Below are 14,832 nucleotides of genomic sequence, written 5' to 3'. Positions count from 1 at the left end.
TCCGGCGCGCCGCGGCCGGCTCGGCGTCAGCGCGCCGGGCGGACCACCATCGCCGAGCCGCCGCCGCGCCGTACCTTCTCGGCGGCGGCCAGCCACCTGCCGTCCGGCAGCCGCTGCACGCCCGTGGCCGCCCCGATCTCCGGGTTGAGGCTGAAGCTGTGCCCGATGGCCTCCAGCCGCTTGCGCAGGTCACTGTCGTACAGCCCGGGTTCCAGCTCGGTCCGGGCGGCGTTGCGCTGGCTGGCGCGCGGTGCGGCGATCGCGTCCACCAGGGGCAGTTTCCGGTCCAGGAACCCGGTGAGCGTCTGCAGCACGGTGGTGATGATGGTCGCGCCGCCGGGTGAACCGAGCGCCACGACCGGCCTGTTGTGCCGGTCCAGGACGATCGTCGGGGAGATGGAGGAGCGCGGCCGCTTGCCCGGGCCGGGCAGGTTCGGGTCGTGCACGGCCGGGTTGGCCGGGGCGAAGGAGAAGTCGGTCAGCTCGTTGTTGAGCAGGAAGCCGCGGCCCGGGACGGTGATGCCGCTGCCGCCGGTCTGCTCGATGGTGAGCGTGTAGGCGACGACGTTGCCCCACTTGTCGGCCGCGGTGAGGTGGGTGGTGTTCTCCCCCTCGTAGGTCGTCGGGGCCGCCGTACCGCCCTGGCCGCAGGACGCCGGGTGCCGGGGGTCGCCGGGAGCGAGCGGGCTGGCGAGGACCGCGTCGTCCTTGATCAGGCAGGCGCGGGAGTCGGCGTACCGCTGGGACAGCAGCTCCTTCGTCGGCACGTTCTCGAAGGCGGGGTCGCCGACCCAGCGCCCGCGGTCGGCGAAGGCGATGCGGCTGGCCTCGATGAAGTGGTGCAGGTACTGCACCTCGCTCGCCTTCGACAGGTCGGTGTTCTCCAGGATGTTCAGCGCCTCGCCGACGGTGGTGCCGCCGGAGGAGGAGGGCGCGATGGAGTACACGTTCAGACCGCGGTACGACGTCCTGGTGGGCGCCTGGAACTTGGCGCGGTAGACGGCGAAGTCCTTCTCGGCCAGCTTGCCGGGGCGGGCGTTCCAGCCGGAGGCGGGGTCCACGGGCGGGTGTTCGACCGTCTTGACGATGTCGTCGCCGATGTCACCGCGGTAGACGGCGCCGACGCCCTGCCGGCCCAGCTGCTCGTAGGTCCGGGCGAGTTCGGGATTCCTGAACGTGGAACCGACGACGGGCAGCCGTCCGTTCGGCAGGAACAGCTTGGCGGTGTCCGGGAAGTAGCGGAACCGGGTCTCGTTGGACGCGGTCTGCGCACGGAAGGTGTCGTCCACCGTGAAGCCGTCCCGGGCGATGCGCTCGGCGGGCTTCAGCAGGGTGCCGAGCCGCTTGCTCCCCCACTGGTCCAGCGCCTGCTGCCAGGTGGCGGGCGTGCCCGGGGTGCCGACGCTCAGGCCGCTGCTGACGGCGTCGGCGAAGGCGAGCGGCTTGCCGTTCTCCGTGAACAGGTCGGCGTCCGCGCTCAGCGGCGCGGTCTCGCGTCCGTCGATGGTGTGCACCGTGCGGGACTTGGCGTCGTAGTAGACGAAGTAGCCGCCTCCGCCGATGCCGGCCGAGTAGGGCTCGGTGACGCCGAGCGCGGCGGCGGTCGCGACGGCGGCGTCGACCGCGTTGCCGCCGTGCTTGAGCACTTCGATGCCGGCGGCGGATGCGTCGGCGTCGACGCTGGCGACGGCGCCGCCGTAGCCGACGGCCACGGGGACCTTCGCCGGCGTTCTGTCCGCCGTGGCGGCGGGCGGCGCGGCCGCCCCCATCGACACCACGGCGGCCGAGACCGCCAGAACCGCCAGTTTCCGCGTGCCTGGACGACCCATCCGTACCTCCCGTCGGGACAAGTCCGCGCAGCGTAACCGGATAACCGGTACTACCGACAGTACGCCTGCGCACCGTGGCCGTCGCCCGGGCCCGCTACCATGCGCGGCCATGAACGACGACGTGCGCAACATCGTCCTCGGAGTCATAGCCGCGGGCGTCTCGGCCGCGCTGGGCTGGGTCGCCCGGACGTACCTGTGGAAGCGCCGGCTGCGCCGCAAGCAGGTCTTCTTCGGGCTGCCGGACCACGCCGAGTCGCTGCTGGTGGTCAACCGCAACGCGGGCGGACCGGAGCTGTCGGTGATGCGGCACGACGTGTTCGCCCTGCTGGAACTGTCCGCCCTCATCAAGGACTGCAACGCCCACGCGCGGGTGGTCGCGCACGACGCCGCCCAGCAGGGGTTCGGCGAGCGCACGGAGTTCTGCCTCGGCGGTCCCGCCTCGAACCGCCGGATGGAGGCCCACCTCTCCTCGCTGCTGCCGGGCGTGCGGATGAACGCGGAGGCCGCGACGGGCCCGGACGTCGGCGCCATCCGGATCGGCGGTGAGGAGTACCGCATGGACGGCGGCCGCAGCGAGTACGTGCTGCTCGCCCGGCTCACCGCGGACGGCGGTCCGGACACCCGCCCGGTGTTCCTCTTCTGCGGCCAACGGGCGATCACCAACCAGGCGGCGACCCGCTACCTCGCCCGCCACCACGAGCGGCTGGCCCGCAAGTACGGCGGCGGCTCCTTCGTGTTGCTGCTGAAGGTCGTCAACTCCCAGGCGTACGGCCCGGATGTGGTGGAGCTGGTGGCGGACGTGACGCGGGCGGCACGGACACCGCTGCCGGAGCCCGCTCCCAGCACCGCCGAGTGACACTTCAACAATCTTTACCCGCACGTAACTTACCGACGGGTTACTTGCGGTAAGAGGGCACGGTTACCGTCGGGTCACTTTGCACGGACACGAGTGAAGGAGTGACCCATGGGACACGGCCGCACCGCGCTGCGCGCCTCCGCCGCCACAGCCGTCTCGGCGGCCCTGCTCGCCGGCTCGGTCGTCGGTCTGGCACCGGCCGCCGAGGCCGCCCCCGGCGTCCGGTTCGTCGACATCGCCGGCGACGGCGGCACCGTACTGAAGGCCAACGTCCTCACCCCCGGGGGCGCCGACGGCTCACGCCGCTACCCGCTCATCGTGCTTCCCACCAGCTGGGGCCTGCCACAGGTGGAGTACCTGGCCCAGGCCCGGGAGCTGGCCGACTCCGGCTATGTGGTGCTCACCTACAACGTGCGCGGGTTCTGGCAGTCCGGCGGCCGGATAGAAGTGGCCGGCCCGCCCGACACGGCGGACGCCTCCAGGGTCATCGACTGGGCCCTCGCCCACACCCCGGCCGACCCGGAGCACATCGGCATGGCCGGGGTGTCGTACGGCGCCGGGATCAGCCTGCTCACCGCCGCGCACGACAAGCGTGTCCGGGCCGTGGCCGCGCTCAGCGGGTGGGCCGACCTGATCGACTCCATCTACTCGGGCCGCACCCAGCACCTCCAGGCGGCGGCCGTGCTGGACGGCGCGGCCACCCTCACCGGCCGCGAGAGCGCCGAACTGCGCGCCATCTTCGACAACTTGTACGCCTCGGACCTGTCGAAGGAACAGGAGATGATCGACTGGGGGCGGAAACGTTCCGCCATGACGTACGTGGACCAGCTCAACAAGAACGGCGCCGCCGTCATGCTGGCCAACGCCTGGGGCGACACGGTGTTCCCGGTGAACCAGTACGCCTCCTTCTACGAGAAGCTGACCGTCCCGAAGCGGCTCGAACTGCGCCCCGGCGACCACGCGACACCCGAACTCACCGGTCTGTTCGGACTGCCCAACGACGTGTGGACGGACACCCGGCGCTGGTTCGACCACTACCTCGGGGGCGCCGACAACGGCGTCGACCGCGAGCAGCCGGTCCGGCTCACGTCCCGTACCGCGGGGGCGTACGAGGGCTACCGGGACTGGAAGTCGGTCACCGCGAGCCGGCGCGAGGTCGCACTCACCGGCTCGCCCACCATCCACGCGAACGTCGACTCCGGCGCGGACGGCGGGACCGTCTTCCTCTCCAGCATCCTGGACCAGGTCGCCCAACTGCCGCCCACCGCCTACGTGCCGCTGCTGCCGCGCCGCTGGGCGGCCGTGTGGCAGTCGGAGAGGTACGGCACCGCCCAGCGGGTGCGCGGCACGGCCACCCTGCACACCACGCTCACCCCGACCGGGGAGAGCGGCACGTTCATCGCCTACCTGTACGACGTGGGCCCGCTCGGCATCGGCAAGCTCGTCACGCACGCACCCTGGACCTGGCACGGGCGGACGCCCGGCGAACCGTTCGCCGTCGACGTGGACCTGTACTCCACGGCCTACGACGTCCCCGCCGGGCACCGCCTCGCGCTGGTGGTCGACACGGTCGACCCGCTCTACGCCGAGCACAACCCGTCCGGCGCGCAGCTGACCTTCTCCTCGCCCCCGGACGACCCGTCGTACGTGTCCGTCCCGCTCGGCGAGCAGTGATCTCCGGCTGCCGCCGGACGAGCCTGGCCCGTTGAACTGCCGCCCCCCTGACGGCAGCGCCCCCGGGACCCGGCAGCGGCGTGCGCCGTCCCCTGGTCCTGGGGCCGCGCCGCTCCCGCCGGGACACCCGGTCGGCGAACCGGGAGAGCAGCACGCACATCCGATGCGGATCGGCGACCTCACCATCACCACAGGGATGAACGGCAAATCGTAGTCGAGGTTGGAGGCGATGGGTTCCCCGCGGGGAGGAACTCCTCGTAGGGGGCTCGCGCACGGCGGGCGCGAACGGGGCCCCGGCCCGGGCGCGTTCGAGGGGATCGGTGCTGCCGGGCCCGCGCGGCGGCGGTGCGCCGACGGCGAGCGGGATGACAGGGGCGCGGCGCCGGCCCGGGCGTCAGGTCTCGGAGATCTCCGCGTACAGCTGGGACAGCTCGGGAACCCCGCTCACCGCCCACTCCTCCCCGGCCGGCACCACCTCCACCGCACGGCCGGAGGCGAGGCGTACGACGGGCTCGCCGTCGGGCCGGATCCGCCAGGCGGCGCCGGGTACGGTGCGCACGACGACCGTACCCAGGTACAGCCCGGCGTCGTGGCCCAGCCAGGGCAGGATCTCCGGGTCGTCCCGCCAGCGCGGGACCATCTGGTCCAGGGCCTCAAGGGAGGCCGGGGTGTCGTCGAGGAGGACGCCCGCCCGAGCCGCCTGCGAGCGCAGCAGCTCGCACTCGGACAGCAGCGCGGCGACCGCCTCGGGGTCGGCGCGGAGCGCCGCTCCGGCCTTCTTCGCGTGCCGGGGGCCCAGGAACGGAAGGTTCATGGACCCAGCGTGGCATCACACGTCCAGGTCGACCACCACCGGCGCGTGGTCGGAGGCGCCCTTGCCCTTGCGCTCCTCGCGGTCGACGTAGGCGTCCTTGACCGCGTCCGCGAACGGCTGGTTGCCGTACACCAGGTCGATGCGCATGCCGCGGTTCTTCGGGAAGCAGAGCTGGCGGTAGTCCCAGTAGGTGTAGGGGTGGTCGTACTTCAGCGGGCGCGGCACGACGTCGTCCAGGCCCGCCTCGCGCAGGGCGGCCAGCGCGGCGCGCTCGGCCGGGGTGACATGGGTGGAGCCCTCGAAGGCGGCGGGGTCGTAGACGTCGTCGTCCGTCGGCGCGACGTTGTAGTCGCCCAGCACCGCGAACGGGCGGCTGCCCTGCGCGTCGCCGTGCACGGCCGCCCTCAGCGCCTCGAACCACTGGAGCTTGTAGGCGAAGTGCGGGTGGCCGACCTCGCGGCCGTTCGGCACGTACACCGACCAGACGCGGACCGGGCCGCAGGTCGCCGCGAGGGCGCGCGGCTCGGTCACGCCGTCATAGCCCGGGTCGCCGGGCAGGCCCTTGACCACGTCCTCGATGCCGACGCGGGAGAGCACCGCCACGCCGTTCCACCGGCCGGTCGCGTGCACCGCGGCCTCGTAGCCCAGCTCGCGGAGCTGGTCGAACGGGAACTGCTCCTCGGCGACCTTGGCCTCCTGGAGGCAGAGCACGTCGGTGCCGCTGCTCTCCAGCCAGGCCAGCAGCCGGGGAAGGCGGGCGGTGATCGAGTTCACGTTCCAGGTAGCGATGCGCATGCTTCACAACCTACCTGGCGGGTCCGACAACGCCGCTCCGCGCGCTCAGACCTCGGTCCAGGCCCCGGGGTGCAGCCGCTGGTGCTCGGTGCCGCCCAGGCGGCCGAGGTGGCCCTCGTAGAGCGGCAGGGCGAGGTCGGTGAGCAGGGCGTCGTGGACGTCGTAGGCGCGCCGCGGGCCCACCTCGCGGACGTAGTCGATCACTTCCGAGATCTTGTTCCAGGGGGCCATCACCGGCAGCAGCAGTGTCTCGACCGCCTCACCGGGCACGGTGAGGGCGTCGCCGGGGTGGAAGACCTTCCCGCCGTCGATCAGATAGCCGACGTTGGTGATGCGCGGGATGTCCGGGTGGATCACCGCGTGCAGCTCGCCGTGGACCTGGACGTCGAAGCCGGCGGCGGTGAAGGTGTCGCCGTGGCCGACGGTGTGCACCCGGCCCGGGAAGGCCGCCTCGACCTGGTCGGCGACCGACTTCAGCGTCCAGATGCGGGCGGCCGGGTTGTTCTCCATGGCGGCCCGCAGCCGGAACTCGTCGAAGTGGTCCGGGTGCTCGTGCGTGACCAGGATCGCGTCCGCGCCGAGGGCGGCGTCCTCCTCGGAGAACCCGCCCGGGTCGATGACGAGCGTCTGCCCCTCTTTCTCCAGGCGGACGCAGGCATGGGACTTCTTCGTGAGCTTCATGTCTCCCCATCCTGCCGTCTGCGGCCGCCCGGAGCGCTACTCGGCGGGCGTGGTCTCCTCCCGGATCACCTGCTGGGCCACCCGGAACGCACTGTTCGCGGCCGGGACCCCGCAGTAGACGGCCGTCTGGAGCAGCACTTCCTTGATCTCGTCGGGGGTGAGCCCGTTGCGCAGGGCCGCCCGGGTGTGGAAGGCCAGCTCCTCCAGGTGGCCGCCCGCGACCAGCGCGGTGAGCGTGACGCAGCTGCGGGTACGGCGGTCCAGGCCGGGCCGGTCCCAGATCTCGCCCCAGGCGTAGCGGGTCACGAACTCCTGGAACTCCCCGGAGAACTCGCCGGCCTGTGCCAGCGCCCGGTCCACGTGGGCGTCGCCCAGCACCTCGCGGCGGACCTTCAGCCCGGTCCGGTACCGGTCCGGCTGTCCGTCGGGCCGCTCCGGTACGGCGGCCGGGGCGATCTCGGCGACCGGTGCGGGCTGCGGCGCGGCGGCCGGGACCGGGACCGGGACGGCCGGCATGCCCGGCAGGGCGGTCTGGCCGGTGTCGTAGGGCTGCTGCCAGGCGGTGGTGAAGTGGTGGACGAGCAGGTCGGTGACGGCGGCCGGCTGCTCGACCGGCACGAGGTGGGAGGCGCCGGGGACGACCGCGAGCCGGGCGTCCGGGATGCCGGCGACCAGGGTGCGGGCCTCGGCCGGGCCGGTGACCTGGTCGTCGGAGCCGACCAGCACCAGCGTCGGCACCCCCACCCGGCCCAGCTCGGGCCGTACGTCGAAGGCGGCCAGGGCCTCGCAGGCGGCGATGTAGCAGCCGGGGTCGGTGGTGCGGACCATCTGCACGGCCCACTCGGTGATCGCGGGCTGCGCGGCGGCGAACCCGCCGGTGAACCAGCGGTCGGGTGCGGTCCGGGCGATCGGGTCGAGCCCGTTGGTGCGCACGACCACCCCGCGCTGGCGGAACTCGTCGGCGGTGCCGAACCGGGGCGAGGCCGCGACCACGGCGAGGGAGGCGAGCCGCGCGGGGTGGCGCAGGGCCAGCTCGATGCCGATCGCACCGCCCAGCGCGCAGCCCGCGTAACCGAACCGCTGCACGCCGAGCGCGTCCAGCGTCGCCAGCAGCCGGGCGCTGAGCTCGGCGACCGATCCGGCCGGGTGCGCCGGGGCGCCGCCGTGACCGGGCAGATCGAACCGGAAGACCCGCCACTGCTTGGCCAGCTCCGGCACCTGGCGGTCCCACATGTGCCAGGTGGTACCCAGTGAGGGACCCAGGATCAGGACCGGAGCGTCTTCTGGCCCGTCGAAGCGGTATTGCAGGGTGTTCGGGGGTGTCTCACTCACGCGTCAGACCCTCTCACGTCTCACGGGCGCCCCTATAAAGCGGGTGCGCGGGAAACCGGTCTGACCAGGTTGAAGACCTCGCGGGCGGCGTATCGCCTGAGGCGTCGGATGATCTCACGCGGGGTCTTGCCCCCTGGGTGCGGCGCTCGTGGGTGTTTGAGGAGGTGCTGCGCTGCCCGGTACAGCGGCGTGAATCGATCACTGCCGGATGACTTCGGCCGAACCGATACTCAACCTGCCTGAGCGGGCCGACAGGGAGACGTTACGCAAGGTGGTAGTGCTCACCGGCTGCGGCACGTCACGGACGACCCGGCCCGCTCCGGGACCGGCGCCCCCCTTGAGTAGCGGGGTCCGACAAGCCCGCCTCGGCCGGTTACTCGTCTGCATGCCGTTACCAGTGAGTGAGGGCCGGCTTGCACGCTCTGTGGGACGGGTTCGAACAAGTGCAGGCCAGAGAAGGCAGGCCATGCGGCTGCCGGAAGGATCGCTTCGTCGAACCGGTTCGCAGGAAATTATCCATCGGCGAAATCCCGCCCGCAATACCCCTGACGGGAGCGGGCGGGGCGGAGTACCCGGATTTCCGGGCTGTTACAACAAGTGGCGTTTCGAGCATTGACAGCCGCCCGGCTTGTTCCTAACTTCACTTTCACGCGAACCGGTTCGACAGCCGGTGGACGTTCTTTCCTCACCCCAGGATCCACGCGATTGAACGCGATGTCCCGCCCGGGGCATCGAACCGGTTCGAGCAAGGAGTCGCCGTGCACATCGGTGAGATCGCCCGGCGGGCCGGTGTCTCGCGGAGCACCGTGTCCTACGCCCTGAGCGGCAAACGACCGGTGTCGGACGACACGCGCCGGAAGATCCAGCAGGTCATCGACGAACTGGGCTACCGCCCGAACGCCAGCGCCCGTGCCCTCGCCAACGGCCGGACCAACACGATCGGCCTTGTCTTCCCGCCGGCCGGCAACCACTACACCGGCATGCAGCTGGACTTCATCGGCAGTGTGGTGGAGGCCGCCGCGGCCTACGACTACGACGTACTGCTCTCACCGAGCGGCGTGGACAGCGACCACTCGTTCCAGCGGCTGCTGGGAGAGCGACGGGTCGACGGCGCGATCCTGATGGAGATCAGGCTGGAGGACGACCGGGTCGCCCACCTCGCCGACCTCGGCTTCCCCTCCGTCGCCATCGGCCGTACCGCCCACCCGGAGGGCGGCTGGTGGGTGGGCCTGGACCACACCGCGCTCGCGGCGGCCTGCGTGCACCACCTGGCGGACCTCGGCCACACGAGGGTCGCCTTCGTCAACCGCCCCGAGCAGCTGCTGCGGGCCGGATACGAGTCCGCGCACCGCGGCCTGGACGGCTTCACCAAAGCCGCGGCCGAGCGCGGCCTGACGGTACGGACGTACTGCTGCGGGGACGATGCTGCGTCGGGTCAGGAATGCCTGGAGCGGGTCCTGCACGACGACCCGGCCACGACGGCCCTGGTCACGCTGAACGAGGCCGCGCTGGGCGGCCTCTACCGAGGGCTCGCCCGGGCGGGCCGCCATGTGCCGCGCGACTTCTCCGTCACCGGGGTCGTCGCCAGCCGGTGGGCGGAGACGGTGACCCCGCAGCTCACCGCCGCCGACGTACCGGCGGCGGAGATGGGCCGACGCGCCGTCGACCTGCTGGTGGAGCGGCTGGACCACCCCGAAGCGCCGCCCCGGCACCACCTCCTCGCGCCCCCGATCTCGCTGCGGGCCAGCACCGGGCCCGCCGGGACCGGTACCACGCCCTGATCACCACCAAGCCCTGCCCGCACCCGCACAGCTCTCCAGACTTCACTTCACCGAACGCCCGAACTGTTCTTCACCGTCCCATGCCTTCACCACCACGTGCCCTCGGCACCGGCATGCCCAGAGACAAAGGAACCCTCGCGATGAACAGCTCCTCCAGACAGCGCCGGCTGACCGCCGCAGCCATCGCCGCGCTCGCCGTGGCCGTCACGGCCACCGCCTGCTCCTCCAGCTCGGGCAGCACCGACACCAAGGGTGCCGGCAGCGGCACGTACACCATCTGGGACCCGTACCCGCAGTTCGACAAGACCTCGGACTGGGCGAAGCTGCTGGACCAGTGCGGCACCAAGGCCGGAGTGAAGATCAAGCGGATCGCCTTCGACACCAGCGACCTGGGCAACAAAACGCTTCTGGCGGCCCAGCAGGGCAACTCCCCGGATCTCCTCATCGTCGACAACCCGGTGGTGTCGACCCTCGCTGAGGCGGGCGTGCTCACCACGACCGACGACAACAAGCTGGACACCTCGAAGGTGGACCCCAACCTGCTCGCGGCCGGCCAGTCGGGCGGCAAGACCTACGGCACGCCCATCGGCGCCAACACCCTCGCCCTCTACTACAACAAGAAGGTGCTGAAGGAGGCCGGGGTGGACATCTCCTCGGTCAAGGACTGGAATTCGCTGACGGCGGCACTGGAGAAGGTCAAGAAGGCGGGCAAGAAGGGCATCACGTTCTCGGCGATCGGCACCGAGGAGGGCAGCTTCCAGTTCCTGCCGTGGTTCTGGGGCGCGGGCGCGAAGCTCACCCAGCTCGATTCCTCCCAGGCCGTGTCCGCCCTCTCCCTGTGGAAGGACTGGCAGAAGAACGGCTACGCCCCGAACTCGGTGCTCAACAACACCCAGACCACCAGCTGGCAGGAGTTCGCCAGCGGTGACTACGCGTTCAGCGAGAACGGCACCTGGCAGCTCGCCAACGCCAAGAAGGCCGGCTTCGACTACGGCGTCCTGCCCATCCCCGGCACCGACGGCGGCAACGCCGCGGCCCCGACCGGTGGCGAGTTCGTCACCATCCCGGTCCAGCAGGACACGGGCCGCTACGCCACCTCCCAGAAGCTGGTCACCTGCCTGACCAGCACCCACAACCTATACAACACCGACACCACCCTGTCCTACGTGGCCCCCACCAGCGAGGTCCAGGACAAGCAGGTGGCCGCGAACGCCGATCTGAAGCCGTGGGTCGACGCGGCCAAGGCGGCCAAGGGCCGCACCAGTGACGACCTGGGCACCAAGTACCCCAAGATCTCCGAGCAGATGTGGAAGGCCGTCCAGTCCGCTCTCAGCGGGTCCAAGTCGCCAAAGGACGCGCTCACTTCGGCGCAGGCCGCCGCCAAGTGACGTGAGTGCGATGAAGCAGACGACACATCCGCCGGACCACCGGTCCGCGGGCGTCCGGCACGGGGCGGCCACCGTCGCCCCGCCCCCGGGCCCCGGCCCGAAACGCCGCCGGCCCACCTCCACACAGTGGGCCGCCTGGGCCTTCCTCGCCCCGGTGACCCTTTATCTCACCCTCTTCTATGCCTATCCGCTCTACCGCAACCTCGACCTGAGCCTGCGCAACTACACTGTCCGCTCCTTCGTCCAGGGCGACGCGCCCTTCACGGGCCTGGCGAACTACCGCAAGGTCTTCGACGACCCGACCTTCGCCCCCGCCTTGCTCCACACCGCGGTCTTCACCGCCGTATGCCTGGTCTTCCAGTACGCCATCGGGCTCGCCCTCGCGGTCTTCTTCAACCAGAACTTCCGGCTGTCGGCCACTCTGCGTGCCCTGTTCCTCGTACCGTGGCTGCTGCCGCTGATCGTCTCGGCCTCCACCTGGTCGTGGATGCTCAACAGCGAATCGGGCATCGTCAACGCCGCCCTGCACGCCATCGGCATCGGGCCGGTGAACTGGCTGACCTCACCCTCCTGGGCGCTGACCTCGGTGATCATCGCGAACATCTGGATCGGCGTCCCGTTCAACCTGGTCGTGCTCTACAGCGGCCTGCAGTCCATCCCCACGAGCCTGTACGAGGCCGCCGCCATCGACGGCGCGAACGCCTGGCAGCGCTTCTGGCGCGTCACCTTCCCCCTGCTGCGCCCGGTCTCCGCAATCACCCTGCTGCTCGGGCTGATCTACACGCTCAAGGTCTTCGACATCATCTGGATCATGACCAAGGGCGGCCCGGCGGACTCGTCCACCACCTTCGCCACCTGGTCCTACCAGCTCGGCTTCGGCAACCTCCTGCCCGCCTTCGGCCCGGGCGCGGCCGTCGGGAACCTGCTCGTGGTCGCCGCCCTGGTCTTCGGTCTGGTCTACGTCCGGGTACAGAGAAAGCAGTCGCTGTGATGAGCCGAAGCCGCAGGCGTACGTGGGGAAAGACCACGATCGGCGTTGTGCTGACCGGGATCATGCTCTTCCCGGTCTACTGGATGCTCAACGTGTCGCTCACCCGCGACCAGGACATGCGTAAGAGCCCGCCGGACCTGCTGCCGATCCACGGCACCCTGGCCGGCTACCGCACCGTCCTCGACGAGCAGCTGCCCTACCTCGGCACCAGCCTCGTCATCGGCCTGGGCACCGTCGTCCTGACCGTCGCCCTGTCCGCACCCGCCGGCTACGCACTGGCCAAACTGCGCCCACGCGGCGGCGGCATCCTCAACTTCGTCCTGCTGGCCGCCCAGATGATCCCCGGCATCATCATGGCGATGGGCTTCTACGCCATCTACCTCCAACTCGGCCTGCTCCAGTCCGTACCCGGCCTGATCGTCGCCGACTCCACCCTCGCCGTCCCCTTCGGCGTCCTCATCTTCACCGCGTTCATGTCCGGCATCCCCGGCGAACTGCTCCAGGCCGCGACGACCGACGGCGCCGGGCCGCTGCGCACCTTCTGGTCCATCGTCCTGCCGATCAGCCGCAACGCCGTCGTCACGGTGTCCCTGTTCGCGTTCCTGTGGTCCTGGTCCGACTTCGTCTTCGCCAGCACCCTCGTCAACGGCGGTGCCCACGAGCCGATCACCCTCGGCATCTACCACTACATCGGCAACAACAACCAGCAGTGGAACGCCATCATGGCCACCGCCGTCGTCGCCTCCCTGCCGGCCGCGGTCATCCTCGTCCTCGCCCAGCGCTATGTCGCCGCAGGCGTGACCGCCGGCGCCGTCAAGGACTGAGCCGCCCACCCTTGCCCCGCCGGCCGACCCTCTCGCGCGTCGACCGGCCGCCGTCTCCCGCTCCAGAAACGAGTCACGCCACATGACCGCCGCCCGACCCGGCCCGGCATTCTCCGTCCACGACATCCCGTTCAGCACATACGGATCCTGGTTCGACATATCCCCCGTGATCGCGGAGAAGACGTACGCCGAGGACCTCCACCTCGTCTCGCACCAGAACGGCATGCACGGCGTCCTGCGTCTGGTCCCCCTCAACGCGACGGGCGACCGTGCCGAGACCCGTGTCGAGGCGACACCGGACCTGCTCAGCTGGATCGGCGACAGCGGACGCATCGACCTCGTCTACGAGTCGCCGGACACCGTACGACTGCGGGGAAACGGGCTGGGCATCGGCGTCTTCGCCGCCGCGCACACGCTGACCCCGTTCAGCGGGACGTACTTCTTCCACGACCCGGCGGCGGACGCGCACGTGTTCACCTCGTACGAGACGGGACGCCGGTACCGCGTCACCGTGCTGAACGGAACACTCGCCGAGGCTGCCGGAGCCCAGGCACTGGGCAGCGCCGACCGCGGTGTCGCCGCGAGGACGGAGGCGGACGGAACCTGGGAGATCGCGGTCGAGGAACTCGACACCGCGCGACCGCCGTACGCGTCCTCGGCCGCCTTCGACGACATCGTGGAGTCCGCACGGGGCGCGTTCGCGGACTTCGTCGACGCGGTCGCCCCATGGCGCTCGGCCGCCACCCCGGCCGCCGAACTCGCCGCCTACGTCGTCTGGTCGGCGACCGTGCGGCCGACCGGCCTGGTCACCCGACCTGGAGTCCTCATGTCCAAGCACTGGATGGACAAGGTCTGGAGCTGGGACCACTGCTTCAACGCCCTTGCTCTGGCGCCAGGTTCACCGGAACTGGCCCTGGACCAGTTCCACCTGCCCTTCGACCACCAGGACGCCGCCGGTGCTCTGCCCGACTCCGTCACCCACTCCGAGGTCCTGCACAACTTCGTCAAGCCGCCCATCCACGGCTGGGCCTTCGGCCACCTGCGCCGTCGGCTGCCGACGCCTCCCAGCCAGGCGGAACTGGCCTTTACGTATGATCGGTTGGAGCGCTGGACGGACTTCTGGCTGACGGCGAGGCGTGCCCCCGGGGCCGAACTGCCCTACTACCAGCACGGCAACGACAGCGGCTGGGACAACGCCACCACCTTCGACCCCGAACGGGTGGTCGTCACCGCTGACCTGGCCGCCTTCCTCGTTCTCCAGCTGCGTGAACTCGTCAGTCTGGCCACGGAGTTGGGCCGCCCGGACGAGGCGAACCGGTGGACGCGTACGGCCGAGGAGATGCAGACGGCCCTGCTTGACCAGCTCTGGACCGGCGACCGGTTCGTCGCCCGAGGAGTCGGCACCGGGGACACCTGGAGCAGCACCAGCCTCCTCGACCTGATGCCCGTCGTGCTGGGCGAGCACCTGCCCGACGAGGTGGTCAGTGCGCTGGCCGACCGCATCAAGGCCCACCTGACGTCGCACGGCCTGGCCACCGAGCTGACCACGTCGCCGCACTACCTCGCCGACGGCTACTGGCGCGGCCCGATCTGGGCTCCCGCCACCGTCCTCGTTGAGGACGGCCTGCGCCGCGCCGGGCACCACCGGCTGGCCGACGACATCAGCGCCCGCTTCCGCGCCCTGTGCGAGGCCCACGGCTTCGCCGAGAACTTCGACGCCCTCACCGGAACAGGCCTGCGCGACCGCGCCTACACCTGGACCGCCAGCAGCTACCTCCTCCTCGCGGAAGCGCACGCGCACCGAGACGGCCGCTGACCGGCTGTCTGCCCAGGGCCGCGGGACCGTTCGGGCCCCCGGTCGTCATCC

12 protein-coding genes are annotated in these 14,832 nt (G+C 70.9%); 7 read left to right on the top strand and 5 right to left on the bottom strand.

Features of this window, described 5'->3' with window-relative positions:
- Positions 1 to 26: 26 nt before the first annotated feature.
- Entirely contained in the window at positions 27 to 1,829 is a 1,803-nt protein-coding gene (gene ggt, locus AB0946_RS30035; protein WP_366763799.1) for a gamma-glutamyltransferase, read from the bottom strand.
- 109 nt (positions 1,830 to 1,938) lie between these two features.
- Here ggt and AB0946_RS30030 point away from each other — a divergent pair, with 109 nt between their 5' ends.
- Positions 1,939 to 2,685: a hypothetical protein gene (locus tag AB0946_RS30030; RefSeq protein WP_366763798.1), complete on the top strand. Its 747-nt coding sequence runs from the start codon at positions 1,939 to 1,941 to the stop codon at positions 2,683 to 2,685.
- 108 nt (positions 2,686 to 2,793) lie between these two features.
- Positions 2,794 to 4,359, top strand: a complete 1,566-nt coding sequence (locus AB0946_RS30025; protein ID WP_366763797.1) for a CocE/NonD family hydrolase — start codon at positions 2,794 to 2,796, stop codon at positions 4,357 to 4,359.
- A 394-nt stretch (positions 4,360 to 4,753) separates the two neighbouring features.
- Here AB0946_RS30025 and AB0946_RS30020 read toward each other — a convergent pair whose 3' ends face one another.
- From AB0946_RS30020 to pcaC, 4 genes are read right to left on the bottom strand one after another with little or no spacing between them, the layout of a single operon-like run.
- The gene (locus tag AB0946_RS30020) at positions 4,754 to 5,173 is read right to left on the bottom strand and encodes a DUF6278 family protein (protein WP_366763796.1); all 420 of its coding nucleotides are present in this window, start codon (positions 5,171 to 5,173) and stop codon (positions 4,754 to 4,756) included.
- 15 nt (positions 5,174 to 5,188) lie between these two features.
- On the bottom strand, positions 5,189 to 5,968 hold the full coding sequence (locus AB0946_RS30015) for an exodeoxyribonuclease III (protein ID WP_366763795.1): 780 nt from the start codon (positions 5,966 to 5,968) through the stop codon (positions 5,189 to 5,191).
- A 45-nt stretch (positions 5,969 to 6,013) separates the two neighbouring features.
- Positions 6,014 to 6,649, bottom strand: coding sequence for an MBL fold metallo-hydrolase (locus AB0946_RS30010; protein ID WP_366763794.1), 636 nt, complete (start codon positions 6,647 to 6,649; stop codon positions 6,014 to 6,016).
- 36 nt (positions 6,650 to 6,685) lie between these two features.
- On the bottom strand, positions 6,686 to 7,981 hold the full coding sequence (gene pcaC / locus AB0946_RS30005) for a 4-carboxymuconolactone decarboxylase (protein WP_366763793.1): 1,296 nt from the start codon (positions 7,979 to 7,981) through the stop codon (positions 6,686 to 6,688).
- A 758-nt stretch (positions 7,982 to 8,739) separates the two neighbouring features.
- Between pcaC and AB0946_RS30000 the strand changes: the two genes are divergently transcribed.
- The 5 genes from AB0946_RS30000 (at position 8,740) to AB0946_RS29980 (ending at position 14,781) form a co-directional block, all read left to right on the top strand.
- The gene (locus AB0946_RS30000) at positions 8,740 to 9,762 is read left to right on the top strand and encodes a LacI family DNA-binding transcriptional regulator (protein ID WP_366763792.1); all 1,023 of its coding nucleotides are present in this window, start codon (positions 8,740 to 8,742) and stop codon (positions 9,760 to 9,762) included.
- A gap of 140 nt (positions 9,763 to 9,902) precedes the next feature.
- Entirely contained in the window at positions 9,903 to 11,150 is a 1,248-nt protein-coding gene (locus AB0946_RS29995; RefSeq protein WP_366763791.1) for a sugar ABC transporter substrate-binding protein, read from the top strand.
- Positions 11,151 to 11,160: 10 nt separating this feature from the next.
- The gene (locus tag AB0946_RS29990) at positions 11,161 to 12,141 is read left to right on the top strand and encodes a sugar ABC transporter permease (RefSeq protein ID WP_366763790.1); all 981 of its coding nucleotides are present in this window, start codon (positions 11,161 to 11,163) and stop codon (positions 12,139 to 12,141) included.
- A complete protein-coding gene (locus tag AB0946_RS29985) occupies positions 12,141 to 12,965 on the top strand; it encodes a carbohydrate ABC transporter permease (RefSeq protein ID WP_366763789.1) in 825 nt (274 codons plus the stop codon). Before AB0946_RS29990 ends, AB0946_RS29985 begins: the two co-directional genes overlap by 1 nt.
- A gap of 82 nt (positions 12,966 to 13,047) precedes the next feature.
- Positions 13,048 to 14,781: a trehalase family glycosidase gene (locus AB0946_RS29980; protein WP_366763788.1), complete on the top strand. Its 1,734-nt coding sequence runs from the start codon at positions 13,048 to 13,050 to the stop codon at positions 14,779 to 14,781.
- Positions 14,782 to 14,832: the final 51 nt, after the last annotated feature.

Source organism: Streptomyces sp. NPDC046870 (assembly GCF_040704595.1).
Classification (GTDB): Bacteria; Actinomycetota; Actinomycetes; order Streptomycetales; family Streptomycetaceae; genus Streptomyces; species Streptomyces argyrophylli.
Note: the sequence above shows the minus strand (reverse complement) of the source record. Positions and strands in the feature narration are given on the sequence as shown.

Coding starts and splice junctions, on each gene's coding strand:
- ggt (WP_366763799.1), bottom strand. CDS start 1,829: ATGGGTCGTCCAGGCACGCGGAAACTGGCGGTTCTGGCGGTCTCGGCC.
- AB0946_RS30030 (WP_366763798.1), top strand. CDS start 1,939: ATGAACGACGACGTGCGCAACATCGTCCTCGGAGTCATAGCCGCGGGC.
- AB0946_RS30025 (WP_366763797.1), top strand. CDS start 2,794: ATGGGACACGGCCGCACCGCGCTGCGCGCCTCCGCCGCCACAGCCGTC.
- AB0946_RS30020 (WP_366763796.1), bottom strand. CDS start 5,173: ATGAACCTTCCGTTCCTGGGCCCCCGGCACGCGAAGAAGGCCGGAGCG.
- AB0946_RS30015 (WP_366763795.1), bottom strand. CDS start 5,968: ATGCGCATCGCTACCTGGAACGTGAACTCGATCACCGCCCGCCTTCCC.
- AB0946_RS30010 (WP_366763794.1), bottom strand. CDS start 6,649: ATGAAGCTCACGAAGAAGTCCCATGCCTGCGTCCGCCTGGAGAAAGAG.
- AB0946_RS29995 (WP_366763791.1), top strand. CDS start 9,903: ATGAACAGCTCCTCCAGACAGCGCCGGCTGACCGCCGCAGCCATCGCC.
- AB0946_RS29990 (WP_366763790.1), top strand. CDS start 11,161: ATGAAGCAGACGACACATCCGCCGGACCACCGGTCCGCGGGCGTCCGG.
- AB0946_RS29985 (WP_366763789.1), top strand. CDS start 12,141: ATGAGCCGAAGCCGCAGGCGTACGTGGGGAAAGACCACGATCGGCGTT.
- AB0946_RS29980 (WP_366763788.1), top strand. CDS start 13,048: ATGACCGCCGCCCGACCCGGCCCGGCATTCTCCGTCCACGACATCCCG.